The 15,405-nt window shown below is 46.1% G+C and carries 17 protein-coding genes; 4 read left to right on the top strand and 13 right to left on the bottom strand.

Annotated elements, in window-relative coordinates:
- Positions 1–84: 84 nt before the first annotated feature.
- Positions 85–960, bottom strand: coding sequence for a VOC family protein (locus AB1F57_RS01260; protein ID WP_367985947.1), 876 nt, complete (start codon positions 958–960; stop codon positions 85–87).
- On the opposite strand from AB1F57_RS01260, the gene AB1F57_RS01255 reads away from it, so the two are divergent.
- Complete coding sequence (locus AB1F57_RS01255; protein ID WP_367985945.1) at positions 950–1,423, top strand: NUDIX domain-containing protein; 474 nt, start codon at positions 950–952, stop codon at positions 1,421–1,423. The genes AB1F57_RS01260 and AB1F57_RS01255 overlap by 11 nt on opposite strands.
- Before the next feature lie 132 nt (positions 1,424–1,555).
- Here the strand turns inward: AB1F57_RS01255 and AB1F57_RS01250 are convergent, their stop codons facing one another.
- Positions 1,556–1,846: a hypothetical protein gene (locus AB1F57_RS01250; protein WP_105121716.1), complete on the bottom strand. Its 291-nt coding sequence runs from the start codon at positions 1,844–1,846 to the stop codon at positions 1,556–1,558.
- A gap of 75 nt (positions 1,847–1,921) precedes the next feature.
- Between AB1F57_RS01250 and AB1F57_RS01245 the strand changes: the two genes are divergently transcribed.
- Positions 1,922–2,284 (top strand): MerR family transcriptional regulator, encoded by a 363-nt coding sequence (locus AB1F57_RS01245; protein ID WP_367985944.1) that lies wholly within the window; start codon positions 1,922–1,924, stop codon positions 2,282–2,284.
- A gap of 36 nt (positions 2,285–2,320) precedes the next feature.
- Here the strand turns inward: AB1F57_RS01245 and mmuM are convergent, their stop codons facing one another.
- The 11 genes from mmuM to AB1F57_RS01190 all read right to left on the bottom strand — a co-directional run bounded on the left by mmuM (position 2,321) and on the right by AB1F57_RS01190 (position 13,350).
- Positions 2,321–3,268 (bottom strand): homocysteine S-methyltransferase, encoded by a 948-nt coding sequence (mmuM, locus tag AB1F57_RS01240; RefSeq protein ID WP_367985943.1) that lies wholly within the window; start codon positions 3,266–3,268, stop codon positions 2,321–2,323.
- Positions 3,269–3,279: 11 nt separating this feature from the next.
- Positions 3,280–4,656: an amino acid permease gene (locus tag AB1F57_RS01235; RefSeq protein WP_367985942.1), complete on the bottom strand. Its 1,377-nt coding sequence runs from the start codon at positions 4,654–4,656 to the stop codon at positions 3,280–3,282.
- A 135-nt stretch (positions 4,657–4,791) separates the two neighbouring features.
- Positions 4,792–6,246 (bottom strand): glutamate--tRNA ligase, encoded by a 1,455-nt coding sequence (gene gltX, locus AB1F57_RS01230; RefSeq protein WP_367985941.1) that lies wholly within the window; start codon positions 6,244–6,246, stop codon positions 4,792–4,794.
- A 71-nt stretch (positions 6,247–6,317) separates the two neighbouring features.
- Positions 6,318–7,589 carry an MFS transporter gene (locus tag AB1F57_RS01225; protein WP_367985940.1) on the bottom strand — a complete coding sequence of 424 codons (1,272 nt, stop codon included), beginning with the start codon at positions 7,587–7,589 and terminating at the stop codon, positions 6,318–6,320.
- Positions 7,590–7,670: 81 nt separating this feature from the next.
- Positions 7,671–8,420 (bottom strand): hypothetical protein, encoded by a 750-nt coding sequence (locus AB1F57_RS01220; RefSeq protein ID WP_105136960.1) that lies wholly within the window; start codon positions 8,418–8,420, stop codon positions 7,671–7,673.
- A gap of 3 nt (positions 8,421–8,423) precedes the next feature.
- Positions 8,424–8,870: a LytTR family DNA-binding domain-containing protein gene (locus AB1F57_RS01215; protein WP_167785218.1), complete on the bottom strand. Its 447-nt coding sequence runs from the start codon at positions 8,868–8,870 to the stop codon at positions 8,424–8,426.
- 130 nt (positions 8,871–9,000) lie between these two features.
- Positions 9,001–9,759 carry a TIGR00266 family protein gene (locus AB1F57_RS01210; protein WP_367985939.1) on the bottom strand — a complete coding sequence of 253 codons (759 nt, stop codon included), beginning with the start codon at positions 9,757–9,759 and terminating at the stop codon, positions 9,001–9,003.
- A 281-nt stretch (positions 9,760–10,040) separates the two neighbouring features.
- On the bottom strand, positions 10,041–10,535 hold the full coding sequence (locus AB1F57_RS01205; RefSeq protein WP_105122268.1) for a carbonic anhydrase: 495 nt from the start codon (positions 10,533–10,535) through the stop codon (positions 10,041–10,043).
- 137 nt (positions 10,536–10,672) lie between these two features.
- Positions 10,673–11,167: a DUF536 domain-containing protein gene (locus AB1F57_RS01200; RefSeq protein ID WP_105111069.1), complete on the bottom strand. Its 495-nt coding sequence runs from the start codon at positions 11,165–11,167 to the stop codon at positions 10,673–10,675.
- Positions 11,168–11,322: 155 nt separating this feature from the next.
- The gene (gene ltrA / locus AB1F57_RS01195) at positions 11,323–12,600 is read right to left on the bottom strand and encodes a group II intron reverse transcriptase/maturase (RefSeq protein ID WP_367985804.1); all 1,278 of its coding nucleotides are present in this window, start codon (positions 12,598–12,600) and stop codon (positions 11,323–11,325) included.
- A 549-nt stretch (positions 12,601–13,149) separates the two neighbouring features.
- On the bottom strand, positions 13,150–13,350 hold the full coding sequence (locus AB1F57_RS01190) for a cold-shock protein (RefSeq protein ID WP_105122269.1): 201 nt from the start codon (positions 13,348–13,350) through the stop codon (positions 13,150–13,152).
- A 170-nt stretch (positions 13,351–13,520) separates the two neighbouring features.
- Here AB1F57_RS01190 and AB1F57_RS01185 point away from each other — a divergent pair, with 170 nt between their 5' ends.
- Together AB1F57_RS01185 and AB1F57_RS01180 are read left to right on the top strand one after the other, a co-directional pair.
- Positions 13,521–14,693 carry an NAD(P)/FAD-dependent oxidoreductase gene (locus tag AB1F57_RS01185; RefSeq protein ID WP_167785216.1) on the top strand — a complete coding sequence of 391 codons (1,173 nt, stop codon included), beginning with the start codon at positions 13,521–13,523 and terminating at the stop codon, positions 14,691–14,693.
- Between the two features lie 9 nt (positions 14,694–14,702).
- Positions 14,703–15,395: a GNAT family N-acetyltransferase gene (locus tag AB1F57_RS01180; RefSeq protein WP_367985938.1), complete on the top strand. Its 693-nt coding sequence runs from the start codon at positions 14,703–14,705 to the stop codon at positions 15,393–15,395.
- Positions 15,396–15,405 lie beyond the last annotated feature (10 nt).

Raw genomic sequence — 15,405 nt, 5'->3', positions numbered from 1 at the left:
CTTTCATTATACCAAAAACCGAGCCAATTCATTCTTGTCTAATAGAAAAAACAGAAACTGCTATCCAGTTCCTGCCAATCTTGACTAATTTAATATCGTTTGAATAGTTGCGAAATCTAGACGTTTCATGGTCAACACTGCATCATTAACAGCCTTGACGGTTTCTGGGCTAGCCGTATCGTATGCTTCCATCAAAATACGTGGCACAATCTGCCAAGAAATCCCAAACTGATCCTTGGCCCAACCACAAATTTCTGCTTCAGGAACTGCCGACACTATTTCATACCAACTATCCGCTTCTTCCTGATTATCCACATAGACCATTAGCGAAAAGGCTTCGTTAAAAGAGGCCACACCACCATATCCATGGTCCATAGCAATAATTTTTTGGTCTCCGATTAAAAGCTCCGCATAATTCAGCTTGGCAGCCTCAACAGGAGCCTCCCCTTCACCGTAGTAGGAAATTTGACCGACACTAGCCTGAGGGAGCTTGTCCTTGTAGTAGTCCAACATAGGCTGGGCCAAACCAACCTGTTCCTGCGAGAAGAGCAGGCAGATGTCGAACTGATAAGGCTTGTCCAAGTCCGGTGCATAAGACAGTTGCCAAGACAGACCAAAGCGGTCTTCCAACCAGACATAGTAAGGGCTGAAAGGATATTCTCCCAAAGGCATGAGAATACGACCGCCTTCTGACAAGGCTTGGTACAAACGTGTCACTTCATCCTTGCTAGCCACATTGACCATAAGGGACATGGACTCATTGAGCTTAAAGTATGGACCCGCACTAATAGCCGCCAAGGTCATATCCCCCAATTGAAACTGAATCAAATCCGAATCACCCGAAGGCGTATCCGTAATGGTGTAGGTCCAGTCAATCTTGCCACCGAAGAGTTCTACATAGAAAGCTACCGCTTCTTTTGCCTCTGTATCGTACCAGAGATGTGGGATAATGGTTTGCATTGATTTCTCCTTTTCTTTCGTCTGCCCATTATACCACACACTTGTCCGTACAAGTTCACAGGAAAACTTCCTATGGTATAATAGAAGTATAGAAAAGGAGCAAGCTATGGAAATCTGGAACGCCTACACAGCCGACGGTCACTTGACCGACCACACTCTCACACGCGGAGAACCCATTCCCCACGGCCTCTACCACCTGGTCGTCGAGTGCATCATCCGCCACCACGACGGCAGCACCCTCTTCATGAAACGCGACAGCACCAAGCCCTCCTACCCTGACTATTATGAAGCGACAGCAGGAGGTTCGGCGTTGTTTGGGGAAATAGCAGAGCAGGCTATTTTGCGCGAAGTCCGCGAAGAAACAGGCATTGAGCTGACAGCTGACCAACTCCGCCACCATACACACTTTGTCGCCCATGATGATCAGTGTATCTTCCACTGCTACTGGGCTGAAACCGACTAGGACAAATCCACAATCCAACTCCAAACGGATGAAACCAGCAACTACATCTGGGTCTCACAAGAAAATTTGAAAGATTTTCTTGGAACAGAACTGGTCATTCCAAGGCAGAAGGAGTATGTGGAGAGGTTGTTTTTAGACCAAGAAAAGTGCAAGAGCGAGAACCAAGCTCAGTAGAAAATGAGCTAAGAAGTGGCTAAGACGATTTTTTCCAAAAAGAACACGACCGCCTATCACTCTCACCCCACAAGCTAATAATAAGCCTAATATAAATCCCAAAACCATCTGCCATTCCAACAGACTGATTAAAACTGGGCAGACATATAAAACCAGTAACCAGTTAGGAAGTTGCTTACGATATACCCAAGCAGATACAGGCAGTAGCCCCAAGTAGAGCACAATCAACCATTTAACAACAATAATCATATAGAACTCCTTTCCCCACCAATTTATCATGAGGGGGTGACCCCCTGTCAAACGAAATGAGTAAAAGAGGAAGTTATGAAAACAGGACAAGTCATGCAACAATTCGGTATTAAACGGGATACGCTTCGTTTCTACACAGAACAAGGACTGCTACAACCGCAACTAATTGACGGCAATTACTTTTGGAGTACCGAAGAAATCAACAACCTAGAAAACATCCTAGGACTTCGCCAATTAGGTTTGTCAGTCAAAGCCATTATCCGCATCAAGGAACTACATGACACCAAATGCGGCAGTCTCGAACAGCTAAAAGAAAACAAACAGGTCATACTGGATGAAATTGCCGACCGCGAAAAACAAATCCTCATGTTCCAAGAACAGAAGGAAAATTTACAGAACTTACTCAAACAAATCGAGGAAAAATTACAGAACTTCTAGCAAAATCCCCGCTATCACAGGACAGCGGGGATTCATTTATTTCAAACCTGCAACTAGACTTGCAATATCAGCTGGTCGGGTGCGACAACACCCTCCAACCACTTTAGCTCCTAACTTGTGCCAAGCCAGAGTACTGTCCAAAAGGCTGTGGCTCTGGTCAGCTTCTTCATTCCAGGTTTGAGTGGCTCCATCATAGGCTTCCCCAGAATTCGGATAAGTCACAAATGGTTTATCCGTTTTTTCTCTCAACTGACTGAGAAAGGCTGGATAGAGCGAGGGAGCCGTACAGTTAAGACCAACCGCCAAAATCTGCTCACTGCTGTTGACCAGCTCTGCTATTTTTTCAATAGACGTTCCGTCAGAAATCGACTGCCCGTCTTGTGAAGTGAAGCTAATATAGGCCTCTATCTCTGGAAAATCCTCTGCCAGCAACTCTACTAAAGCTTGTGCTTCAAGAACATTTGGAATAGTCTCCAAGGCTAAGAGTTCAGCCCCCTGTTCTAAGAGGAGTTCGATTCTGCGACGGTGGAAATCTTTTAACTCTGACAGACTAATGTTGCCATAATCGCCTGTATATTCAGCACCGTTGGCCAAATAGGCTGCGTAGGGACCCACGTCACCTGAAATGAGAGGATAGGTTCGTTGTGCTTTTTCAGCTTCAGACAATTCTGCCCAGACCTCATCACGCGCTTCCTTGGCCAAATCAACGGTCAAGCGGATGAGGTCCTCTGCCTCTGCTTGTGACAAGCCAACTTCTGCTAATCCTTCAAAGGTTGCCTGATAGGTGGAGGTTGTTACCAAGTCTGCCCCGGCACGAATATAATCCTTGTGAATGTCCTTGATAAATTGAGGATTTTCAAACAGATACTTGGCCGACCAGAGCTTGCCCGACACATCATGCCCACGAAATTCCAGCTCCGTTCCCAGCGCCCCATGCAAAATTACATAATCTTGCTCTTCCAATAATTCTTTAAAACGCCCCATAACCAAATCTCCTACCACTTTTTAAAGCGCAAATAATGATAAATATAGCAACCAATCATAAACGGCACACCGAAATACAGCCCTGCCCGCTGCGACGGATCCCAGCCAATTCCAACGATCGAAACCACTAGCAAAATGACTGTTATCCACGGCAAAATAGGAGAAAACGGCGTCTTGTACTCCAATTCATTTTCGCTATGGTTTTTGAGAAATTCCTTGCGGAAGCCTAGCTGAGCCAAGGGAATAGCCAACCAAGCGATGACCACGGCAAATCCTGCGATGGAAACCAGTGCCAAGAAAATCGTATCTTCCGCGTAAATTGAAGCCACCAGTGCAACTACAACCGCAATCATGGACAAAATCATCCCGCGCATTGGCACACCATGCTTGTTAATCTTCACTAATTCCTTACTAATCATGCCTTCATTGGCCAAAGACCAAAGCATACGGCTTGAAGCATAGAGCCCTGAAGTCGATGCAGATAAGATAGCTGTCAAGATGATGAAGTTCATAATATCAGCAGCATATGGGAAGCCAATCTTGTCCAAGACAAGTACGAATGGCGCTTCTGTCACACCTGCTTCTGACATAGGAAGTAGAGCTGCCAAAACTACAATTGTCAAGACAAAGAAGATAACCAATAGACCGATAGTTGACTTAATAGCTTGCGGTACAGCTTTCTTGGGATTATCTGTCTCCCCTGCCGCGATTCCGATCATTTCCACACCTGAAAAAGCATAGTTGACGGACAACATGACCGTGATAAAGCCAACTAGACCGTTAGGAAGTAAGCCGTTACTTGTGATATTGTTAAATAGCGGCGCAGCATTGGTTCCCTCAAATGGCAAGAGACCAAAAATAGCCAAAGTCCCAAGCACGATAAAGGCCGCAATAGCATAGACCTTGATAGACGAAAGTGCATCTTCTGCCTTGGCAAACCAGCCAATTGAAAGAGTATTGAGACCAAAGACAATGACAGCAAAAATCGTCGCAAAAATCCACAGTGGTACACTAGGAAACCAGCGTTGCATGAGCTGGGCAGCGCCGACAAATTGTGATGCTAGAGCAACAACCCAACAAAGCCAGTACATCCAGGCCACCATAAAACCCGTTCCCGGACTGATAAACTTAGTCGCATAAGTGTGAAACGAGCCTGTCACAGGCATTGCAACCGACAATTCACCTAAAGAGAACATGACCAAGTAAACCATTACAGCTCCAAATAGATAGGCCGCAATAGCTCCAAATGGCCCAGCCTGTGCAATGGTATAGCCTGAACTTAAGAATAAACCAGTTCCGATTACCCCACCGATGGACAACATCCGTAAATGGCGGCTGTTCATCTCACGGTTAAAAGTTCCCTCATTTTGAAAATTATGATTTTCCATACTATCTCCTAAAAAGTTAATACCTCTATCTTATCATACATTTTCTGGGAGGAGCTGTTGGATTTACACTCGGCTTTCCATAGTTTCAGGCTATAACAAAACCCACAATCAGCTGACTGTGGGAATGGTTTACTCTTACAATCTCTCCAACATATCCTCAATATGCTGGAGAGATTTTTCACGGCCGAGCAGATAGATGGTATTTGGTAACTCTGGTCCGTGCATTTCGCCTGAAACGGCGATACGGATTGGCATGAAGAGGTTTTTACCCTTGATGCCTGTTTCTTTTTGGATAGCCTTGATTTGTGGGAAGATGTTTTCTACGACAAATTCCTCGTCCGTCATGGCCTCCAATTTTTCCTTGAGGGCTGTCAAAACAGTCGGCACGGTTTCGCCTGCCATGACTGCTTTCTCATCCTCGGTCAATTCTGGGAAGTCTGAGAAGAAGAGGTCTGTCAAAGGAACAATCTCATCTGCTGATGACATCTGTGGCTTGTAGAGCTCGACCAATTTCTCCGCCTTATCCGTCAAGCGACCTGCCTCTTCCAAGAATGGCTTAGCCAAGTCAAAAATCGTTGCCAAATCAGCTGCCTTGATGTACTCATTGCTCATCCAATCCATCTTCTTCTGGTCAAAGGCTGCTGGTGACTTGCTCAGACGATGTTCGTCAAAGAGTTGGATAATCTCATCTTTGGAGAAGATTTCTTCCTCACCACCTGGGGTCCAACCCAAAAGCGTGATAAAGTTGAAAACAGCTTCTGGCAGGTAGCCTTTTTTGCGGTAATCTTCGATAAAGGCCAGGGTATTGGTATCACGTTTAGACAGCTTTTTACCCGTAGCAGAGTTGATAATCAAGGTCATGTGGGCAAATTCTGGAGCTTCCCAGCCTAGTGCTTCATAGACCATGAGTTGCTTAGGTGTGTTGGCAATGTGGTCGTCTCCGCGGATAACGTGCGAAATCTCCATCAAATGATCATCAATAACCACGGCAAAGTTGTAGGTTGGGTAACCGTCGCGTTTCTGGATAACCCAGTCACCACCGATGTTGCCACCTTCAAACTCAATCTCACCCTTAACCATGTCATTCCACTTGTAGATACCAGCTTCATTGACAGCCAAGCGGACAGTTGGGACAATGCCAGCCGCCTCACGCTCTGCGATATAGGCTGTTTTTTCATCTTCAGACATGCCAAGGTATTCGTTGATGTAGCGAGGTGTTTCACCAGCCGCCTCTTGGCGCTCACGCTCTGCTGCCAGTTCTTCCTCAGTCACGTAAGACTTGTAGGCCTTGCCTTCTGCCAAAAGCTGGTCGATGTATTTTTGGTAAAGTTCCAAGCGCTCAGACTGACGGTAGTTTTCATGGGTTTCTGGACTTTCATCCCAGTCAATGCCCAACCAACGCAGGTTTTCCAACTGCGAACGCTCACCATCTTCTACATGGCGCTTGCGGTCCGTATCCTCGATACGAATGATAAAATCACCACCGTGATGGCGGGCAAAAAGATAGTTAAACAATGCTGTACGGGCATTTCCGATATGCAAAAGTCCCGTTGGACTAGGTGCGTAACGCACACGAATATTGTTAGTCATGTTTCTCTCCTGTAAAGTTTCAATCAACACCATTATACCACAGAAAGCCCATTTCACCAGAAAAAATCAGCCTAGGCAGACTGATTTTGAAGGGGCTTATTTGATAAAAGCCAACTAAGGGTATAAAGTAAGAGCAAACCACTAGCTAGAAGGAAGGTCAGACTGAGTTGGTCAGCAGATAAAACCAAGACCAGACCTGATACCAGCAGGCGAGTGACAGCATTTCCACACATGAAATAGGTGGAGACCCCACCACCAATGGTCGCTAGCTGCTCCTCTGGCAGAACCGTAATAAACTTGGCATTAAACTTAGGACTGCTGCCGCCTGTTCCTATCCCTGCTAAAAAGAGAGCAAACAAGGCAATGGGCAGCTGATGAAGATAAAGGCCTAGATAGACACCTGCTATGGCCAGGACACTGACCGTTTCCAGATGGACCATGCTAACATTTTTAAATAGCGTAAAGACCAGACTAGATCCCAGTATATTTCCGATAAAAAAAGCGGTAATAAAAAGAGCCAATGTTGTTTCGGAATTTTGGATAGCTAAGGACGGACTTTCGCTGATTTGCAGGACTAAAATGGTGGTCAGGACTGCTGAAAAGGCATTGATAAGGGGGCTGGTCACCAGAATCATCCGAAACTCTGGTACCTTGCGGAGCTCGATAATCGCCTGCTTGGTTGCAGCCAGGAGACCTGGTCCCTTGCCCTCAGACGAGCTGGACTGCTCTGCTATTTTCAAAGGCTGCTCCTTGAGGAGCTTATGAAATGCGGGTGTCATAGCCTGCATAATGAGGAGTGAGGCTAAAAAGGTGCCAGCGTTGAGGAAGGCTAGCTGCTGGTAGCTGAGGAGACCGACCAGGATGGCTGACAGGCCCTGAAAGGCGATGTTAAGGGTGCTGGTCACGGTCATACGGAAGGCCGAATACTGCTCACGGTCCTCCTTGGGTGCATAGCGGAGCCCCAGCGGTGTGAATAGGCCATTTTCGTAAAAGCCTGAAAAATCAGAAAAGAGGTTGAAGCTGGCTGACACGACGACAATCCATAAGGCTGGGTCAAAGCCCATGCAGACACCGAGAATGAGGTAGAGGGCGACCCGAATGATGAGGGTCAGCTTGATACCCTTGAGCTTGTTGACCGTCCGGTCCGCCAAATAGCCTGTGATCAAGCCCATAAAGCTCGGAAAAATTTCGGAGAAGGTGACAATGGCCAAGGCCAGCCTGTGGTTAGGAACCTGCAGCACATAATTCATCAGAGCCAGGTAGTAGACAATGTCACCGAAATTGGACAGCATGTCCGACGTGAGAATCCAGAGATAGAGATGGTTTTTCAAAATCTTTTTCATGCGTATTTCCTTTCTTTCGTTGAAAAAAATATTTTTTGAAAATTCTGGAAATTTTGTCTGATAAAAAGCTTGAAAGACTTTTTATACGGAGTAGATAGTGATAGTGGAGAAAGCTGCATCACCCTTGATATGGAGGAGCTTGTCGCCATCTGGTCTAGGATACTGATTGACCGTCGTCAACATGCCGTCCACATCCACTTCTGCTCGCCAGTTGGCTGGCAGATAGAGGTCAACTGTGGAGAAGGCAGCATCCACATGGAAGGTTGCCTCCTGGCCAAGCATGACCGCATGATCAAAATAGATGCTGGCTGTTCCAAAGGCAATTTCTAGGCTGTCTTGGACAAAGGCTTGGTCTTGGATGTAGCGGGTCGTGGTACTAAAGGCCGTTGACTTACCGTCCTTGATACCCGACGCTTGCTTGATGACCGGTTGGTCCTGAGCTTCAAATTGTTCTTGTATTTCCTGCTCAATGGGTGCTTGACTGTCGTCTTGCCAGACGGATTTGGACTTGTCAAAATGGACAAACTTTCTGGTCTTATTTTTCCGGAAAAGGAAGGTTGCACCGATATAGGCCAAGCCTGCCGCTAAGAGAATCATGCTTAGCTTGAGATGGATGAGCTTAAACTGATAATTGACCAGGACAAAGAGCAGGGTTGCCCAGATAAAGCTGGGTGTCCACTGTTTTTTAAAGAGGCTGTGGACAAGGCTGTAAACCAAGCCCAGTCCAGAGAGAATGACCCAGAGGGGAATTTTGATAGCCGGCAGATAGTCTTGAAAAAGGACCAACCCAGCTAGGGCGATAAAGCCCGTTCCAATCAATTTTTGTTTCATGATTTACCTCACTTCTTGCAACGTTTCTTTTAGTAAATGGTAATAATGCCGAGACACGTGGACTTCCTTGTGGGTCTGGAAAAAGCGGATACGGCTGGTTCCCGAAAAGGATTTTTCCAGTGAATAAACTGCCTTGGCATTGGCAATCGTAGACTTGGACACCCGACAGAAATAGGCTGGCAGACAATCCTGAAGCTCGTAAAGTTTGAGCTTCATTTCATAGGCATCATCGCGGGTATGGGCATAGATTTTGCTGCCGTCCGTCTCGAAAAAGAGCAGATCTTCCAGTTTCAAAAAATACTCGCTAGACCCCTTGTAAAAAATCAAGGACGGTCGTTGAAGTTGGCTCAAGGCCTGCTGGATACGCTCGATTCCGGGACCGAGTTGATTGGCTCGGATAATAACTTCCAGCTGGTCCAGACTATCGTCTAGTTCAATCTTAATCTTCATAGGACCTCCTTTCTTGATACTATTATATCAAGTTTGAAAACCATTACAAGCCCTTTTGGGTAAGTGGTTAGATTTTACAAGTAAGTGGTAAAAATGTGCAGATAAAAACCAGCCAAAGCTGGTCGACTGGTTAAAATATCGCATCTAAAAGTGTTGTGGAACCGCCACCTCCGTCGCCACCCGAAACAGTCAAATGACTACCGATGACCTTGGCAAAGGTCTCGATATTAAGGCTTTGTACATAGATTTCACCGTAGCCCGAGAAGGTATTGACAATTCCCTCGCCTGTCCCGATAGACTGGAGAAAACCATTTTCCATGTGAATATCGTAGTTAAGTTCCCGGCTCCAAGCCACCACATGGGCATTATCGATCGTGATGCTATCACCCTGTAGATCGATTTTCTTGATAGAGCCAAAGGCGTTGGCCAAGAGCGTTCCCTGACCTTCTGTCGTCATGACAAAGAGACCACCTTGCCCACCGAAGAAGGCGCGACCAACCGACTGGCGTTCCATTTTGTACTGGGCAGAGCCGTCCAAAGCCAAGAAAGCTCCATCATTGAGGCGGTATTGTTTGGCACCCAGCTCTAGAGCAATAACCTGACCAGGTGTGGACGGCGCCAGGGCGATTTTCCCATCATAGCTATTAGATACAGCCTGGGTGATAAACATAGACTCACCCGACACCATGGAGCAACCGATAGCTCCCAGCAACTTGCCAAAACCTGAGCCACCACGCGCATTGAGCTTTGTATTGAGGGTCACACTAGAAGTGTGATAAATCATAGATCCCTGCTGGATGTAGGCCGACTCCCCTGCCTCGAGGGCAATTTCAACCAGTGGAAACTGCATATTGCTATCAATTGTGTATTTCATACGATTATCAGACATGAGAGGACTCCTTTGTTCCTTTGTATTATTTTTATAAAACAATTCTACATCAACTCCGAATGACTGTCAAGCATTTTTACAAAAAAAGCCGGAAATAATCCGACTTCACAACTCTGCTCTTAGAGCCTGTATTCATAAGTAAGGTACATGTAGATAAGAGATAGTTTTTTGCTAATCAAGACCGTTTATTGCTGGAATACTGACTGTATTTCGAGAAAAACGAATACTGAGTAGCAGAAAACTAGCCTTAGCTAAAGATGGTGAGCTGTGAATACAGGTTCTTAGCTAACCTCTGTCATCCGACCCGTATCCACATCATAGACAGCACCTGAAATGACCACATCCTCAGGAATGAGCGGTGATTTCCGCAGTAGCTCCATATCCTCACGAACACTCTCTTCCACATCTGTAAATGGCAAGAAATCCTGCCCAGCAACGTCCACACCCAGCTCCCTGTGGATATGCTCCGCAAAAGCCTCATTGGTAAAGGTCTGCGCACCGCAGTCCGTGTGGTGGAGAACCACAATCTCCCGCGTTCCCATTTGTTGCTGGGAAATGACTAAAGACCGAATCATGTCCTCAGTGACACGTCCGCCAGCATTCCGCAAGATATGGGCATCCCCTAGAGCCAGCCCCAAGGCCTGGGCAACGTGCAGGCGCGAATCCATACAGGTCACAATGGCCACCTTGGTCTTAGGACGCAAGGGCAAATGCTGGGTTCCATGCAAGTCAACATAGGCCTTATTGGCCTTCATAAAATTTTGAAAATAGGACATAAAGCAACCTCCTCTAGAATAGTTTCCGAAATTTTCAGAAAATTATCTGTTTCTAGCTTACCACAATCACTCCTTTATGTCGCAAAAAAGAGAGCGACAACTTGTCACTCCCGAACATTTCCTAAAATAGGATTCCTCTATTTGCCAAATAATCTAGCAAAGAAACCTTTCGGTTTTACCTCTTCCGCCTGGGCCTTAACCTCGTCTAATTCTAACTTGAGAACTTCCTTGTCCGCCATAGCCTTGGCTGTCAACTGCTGCTGTTGGTCCAGCTGCTTATCCTTCTCCGCAATCTGGATATCCTTGACCCGCAACTGCTCATCTTTCTCAGCCAATTGTTGGTCCTTAACCTTGAGTTGGGCATACAAGCGCTCGATTTCTTCATTTTTTCCATCGATGACAATCTCAATCATTTCACGGTGAAGAACCTCGTCGCTGACTGGCTCATCTTCAAAAATCGTGGTCTTGTAAATCTCTTCCAGCTTGACCAGACCCTGACGATTGACCACCGTCACGCCCTTATCATTCTTCTCAACAAACTCATCTGGAAGTGATTTTACCCGGTTATTCATAGCCTGACGGCTGACACCTAAAATCTCAGCCAATTCGCTGACTGTTTTTTCAATTCCCATATTATCCTCAAATACTTGATTTTTTCTACTGACTGTATCATTAAAATATTACCACAAGAGGGGGTTGCTGTCAAATTTCCCTAGACAGGCATCGAGTAGGGACTAATTTCTAGTCCCTCTCACACCACCGTGCGTGCCGTTCGGCACACGGCGGTTCAACTAACTTTTAACGCATGTCGTTTTAGATAATAATCTAGGCAAGAAACCAGTCCACGTTTAGCGAGGACTGGTTTTGATATGGCACGTTTCAGTACAGACCTCTGAGCCACTAATTGATAATGGTCTCCCCAGCCAGATACTTTATCCGCTATCCACTTCGGTACTCCTAATTTGAGAAGTCCCCATAATCGCCTAGATTTCTTCTTCCATTGTTTCCAGATAATAACTCTTATTCGAGTTCTTAGTCGTTCATCAATGCTTTCCATGACTGATTTCATGTTCGTCATAGAAAAGTAGTTTATCCAACCTCGGATGACCCAGTTTAGTCGCTCAATTCGGCTGTCTAAGTCAATACTCCACTTACGGGCCGTTAGTTTCTTGAGTTTTCTCTTGAAACTCTGTACGCTATCCTGATGCGGACGACTTTTCCAGCCCTCAGATGATTTCCAGAACCCAAATCCTAGGTACTTTAATTTGCTCGGTCTCACAATCTTGGTCTTGGTCATGTTGACTTTCAAACCTAATCGTTTTTCAATATAACGACAAATTGAATGCATCACACGTTTAGCCGCCGCATCACTACCGACTGTGATGACGCAGTCATCTGCGTAGCGAACGAAGCGAAGTCCACGATTTTCCAACTCTTTATCTAGCTCATTAAGCATGATATTGGACAGGAGCGGTGATAGGTTTCCTCCTTGTGGAGTTCCAACTAGTGTTTTATACCGTTGTCCGTTGATGACTACACCTGAATGAAGGTACTTACGAATTAAAGATTCTGTATCTCCATCTTGGATAATGTTATGAACAAGCGACATCAGTCTATCTTGAGGAACGGTATCAAAGAACTTCTCCAGGTCTATGTCTACTATCCACTCATAACCGTCATTAAGGTATTCTAATAACTGGATAATAGCTTGTTCGCATGACCGATTGGGTCTGAATCCGTAACTCCTCTCAGAGAAATAGGGTTCACAAATAGGACTAATGACTTGGACAATAGCTTGTTGTATCATTCTATCCATGACCGTTGGGATACCTAACTGACGGTCTCCGCCGTTAGGTTTGGGAATTTCAACTCGTAAGACTGGCTGAGGTTTGTACTTCCTCTGCTTTATGAGTTCTTTAGTTGAACGCCAGTGTTTGCGGAGATAGTCATCTATTTCGTCAATAGTTACGCCGTCAATTCCTGCTGAACCTTTATTGGCTCTAACTTGATTGTAGGCTTCAAGCATATTGGACCGAGATAGGATATTATCTAGTAACTGTGACATGTGCGTATTCCTTTCTTGTTTCGGTGTCTGAGGGACGTCTTATATTGGTGAACTTTCCTCTAGTCAATACGTGACCGCACCCAGTTCTATCAGACCGCTAGTTTTACAGACACAAGTGAAGTAGGTATACTTCGGTTAATTGTTCAGCCCTTCGCTCCACCTCTATTACAGAAGTTTCATCGCTACTATGGCCTCGGCTGACTTCTCATGATTCGTTGTTACTACGTCTTTGACGCTCATGAGACCTCACGGGATAAGTCGTACATCTTTCCTCGTTTACTCTCGTGATTTACGTCTATAGGTTACGACTACCTTTTTGGACTTTAGAGTTGTATGCCCCCTCATCCCCTATATACGCCTTGTTATCACGTTTCTGTTCGTAGAGCCACGATTTCGCTATCCCTTCCTCTCCCCGCTACCTCACGATAGTCAGGCTTGGGAGTCGCTTTGGGGTTCACCGGTAGCGGGTGTCCACGGAGGACTTTCACCTCAGATGTACGACATGCCCGTCGTACATACAAAAAACCTTCCATTTGGAAGGTTTTTATTTTACAATTTCACGATATTGCTCGCTTGAGGGCCACGTTGACCTTCTGTCACATCAAAAGTCACTTTTTGACCTTCATCCAATGATTTGAAACCATTGGTTTGGATTTCTGAAAAGTGAGCAAATACATCTGGTCCGTTTTCCTGAGCGATGAAGCCGAAGCCCTTCTCAGCGTTGAACCATTTTACTGTTCCTTGTGCCATGTCACTACTTCCTTTCTCTAGATTTGTAAAACTAGAAAGGGTAAAGCAGGTGAAACACAAACAGAACTCAAAAACTAATTCACTTCCCTACTCTAACAGGAACGGAGAGTAAAGTCAAGGACAAGCCCTCATTTTGAAAAACTTTCCTAAATTTATGATACAATAAAGGCATGAATACAGTAGATACCATTATTATCGGAGCGGGGCCAGCTGGCATGATGGCCGCTATTTCTTCCAGCTTTTACGGCAAGAAGACCCTGCTCCTTGAAAAAAACAAGCGTTTGGGCAAGAAACTCTCAGGAACAGGTGGCGGACGTTGCAATGTGACCAATAACGGCACACTGGAAGACCTGCTGACTGGCATTCCAGGAAACGGCCGCTTTCTTTACAGCGTCTTCTCCCAGTTTGACAACCACGACATCATGAATTTCTTTCAGGAAAACGGGGTCAAGCTCAAGGTCGAGGACCACGGCCGTGTCTTTCCGACCACCGATCGCTCCCAGACCGTTATCAAGTGCTTGGAGATGAAGATGTTGGAAAACGGCGTGGATATCCGCACAGGAACTGAGGTGGTGTCCGTTCGCAAGATGGACGACCTCTTCCATGTCAAGACCAGCGAGGAAATCTTTTCCGCTCCTCAGCTGATTGTTACCACCGGCGGCAAGACCTATCCTTCCACTGGCTCGACTGGATTTGGTCACGACATTGCCCGCCACTTCAAGCTGGAAGTTACAGAGATCGAAGCCGCAGAAAGCCCTGTCCTGACCGACTTCCCCCACAAGAAGCTTCAAGGCATTTCCCTAGACGACGTCACCCTGACCTACGGCAAGCACGTCATCACCCACGACCTGCTCTTTACTCACTTTGGCCTGTCGGGTCCCGCTGCTCTTCGTCTGTCTAGTTTTGTCAAAGGCGGCGAAACAGCATTTCTCGATGCTCTGCCGACCCATTCTGAACAGGACTTGTTTGAGCATTTAGAAAAGAACAGGGAAAAATCCGTCAAGAACGCCCTCCGAGAGCTCCTGCCAGACCGCCTAGCAGATTTTTTCGCTGAAAACTATGATAGCAGGGTCAAACAAGTTTCCCAGAAAGACCTAACTGACCTGGTCACTCTCCTCAAAGCCCTCCCTATCAAGATTACAGGCAAGATGTCCCTAGCCAAGTCCTTTGTGACTAAGGGTGGCGTTGATCTGAAAGAAATCAATCCCAAAACCCTGGAAAGCAAGAAAGTCCCAGGCCTCCACTTCGCTGGTGAGGTCTTGGACATCAACGCCCACACAGGCGGCTTTAACATCACCTACTGTCTGGCAACTGGCTGGGTGGCTGGAAGCTTGCATTATTAGGAGGGAACCATGCCTATCAATTCATTCGGTCAAGAAATTGGTATGCCCTTACCGCATTATAGCAGCGGTGAGCGGCCAAGGCTGGATATTCTTCAAGGAAAAACAGTCCGCTTAGAAAAACTGAGCCTGCACCATGCAGATGATCTCTATCAGTTTTATGGACCGAGTGCTAAAAAAGCCGATTGGACCTACTTAGCTCTTGAACCCTTTGAGAACAGAGCGACATTTCAGGACTATTTCCAAACTCTTTTGGACTCGACCGATCCCTATTATTTTGCCATCATTGACCAAGCAACCAATCAAGCAGTCGGAACCTTTGCACTCATGCGAATAGATTCCAACCATCGTACAATTGAAGTGGGCTGGGTCATCTTTTCTCCGCAACTGCAACGAACCCGACAAGCGACAGAAGCCCACTATCTTCTCATGAACTATGTGTTTGAAGAACTGAGCTATCGACGCTACGAATGGAAATGCGACTCGCTCAACCAAGCCAGTCAAGCTGCTGCCAAACGCCTGGGATTTACCTACGAAGGCACCTTCCGTCAGGCTCTAGTCTACAAGGAACGCAATCGGGATACCGCCTGGTTTTCTCTATTAGACCATGCATGGCCTGACCGCAAGCATGCCCTTGAAAACTGGCTAAAGGATAGTAACTTTGATGAACTGGGCCAGCAAAAACAACCCCTATCCTCTTTCTAAATTCAAGCAA

The organism is Streptococcus nasisuis (genome assembly GCF_040836615.1).
Taxonomy (GTDB): Bacteria; Bacillota; Bacilli; order Lactobacillales; family Streptococcaceae; genus Streptococcus; species Streptococcus suis_V.
Note: the sequence above shows the minus strand (reverse complement) of the source record. Positions and strands in the feature narration are given on the sequence as shown.

Coding starts and splice junctions, on each gene's coding strand:
- AB1F57_RS01210 (WP_367985939.1), bottom strand. CDS start 9,759: ATGTCTGATAATCGTATGAAATACACAATTGATAGCAATATGCAGTTT.
- AB1F57_RS01250 (WP_105121716.1), bottom strand. CDS start 1,846: ATGATTATTGTTGTTAAATGGTTGATTGTGCTCTACTTGGGGCTACTG.
- AB1F57_RS01200 (WP_105111069.1), bottom strand. CDS start 11,167: ATGGGAATTGAAAAAACAGTCAGCGAATTGGCTGAGATTTTAGGTGTC.
- AB1F57_RS01225 (WP_367985940.1), bottom strand. CDS start 7,589: ATGAAAAAGATTTTGAAAAACCATCTCTATCTCTGGATTCTCACGTCG.
- AB1F57_RS01190 (WP_105122269.1), bottom strand. CDS start 13,350: ATGGCACAAGGAACAGTAAAATGGTTCAACGCTGAGAAGGGCTTCGGC.
- mmuM (WP_367985943.1), bottom strand. CDS start 3,268: ATGGGGCGTTTTAAAGAATTATTGGAAGAGCAAGATTATGTAATTTTG.
- AB1F57_RS01205 (WP_105122268.1), bottom strand. CDS start 10,535: ATGTCCTATTTTCAAAATTTTATGAAGGCCAATAAGGCCTATGTTGAC.
- AB1F57_RS01255 (WP_367985945.1), top strand. CDS start 950: ATGGTTTGCATTGATTTCTCCTTTTCTTTCGTCTGCCCATTATACCAC.
- AB1F57_RS01220 (WP_105136960.1), bottom strand. CDS start 8,420: ATGAAACAAAAATTGATTGGAACGGGCTTTATCGCCCTAGCTGGGTTG.
- AB1F57_RS01215 (WP_167785218.1), bottom strand. CDS start 8,870: ATGAAGATTAAGATTGAACTAGACGATAGTCTGGACCAGCTGGAAGTT.
- gltX (WP_367985941.1), bottom strand. CDS start 6,246: ATGACTAACAATATTCGTGTGCGTTACGCACCTAGTCCAACGGGACTT.
- ltrA (WP_367985804.1), bottom strand. CDS start 12,600: ATGTCACAGTTACTAGATAATATCCTATCTCGGTCCAATATGCTTGAA.
- AB1F57_RS01185 (WP_167785216.1), top strand. CDS start 13,521: ATGAATACAGTAGATACCATTATTATCGGAGCGGGGCCAGCTGGCATG.
- AB1F57_RS01235 (WP_367985942.1), bottom strand. CDS start 4,656: ATGGAAAATCATAATTTTCAAAATGAGGGAACTTTTAACCGTGAGATG.
- AB1F57_RS01180 (WP_367985938.1), top strand. CDS start 14,703: ATGCCTATCAATTCATTCGGTCAAGAAATTGGTATGCCCTTACCGCAT.
- AB1F57_RS01260 (WP_367985947.1), bottom strand. CDS start 960: ATGCAAACCATTATCCCACATCTCTGGTACGATACAGAGGCAAAAGAA.
- AB1F57_RS01245 (WP_367985944.1), top strand. CDS start 1,922: ATGAAAACAGGACAAGTCATGCAACAATTCGGTATTAAACGGGATACG.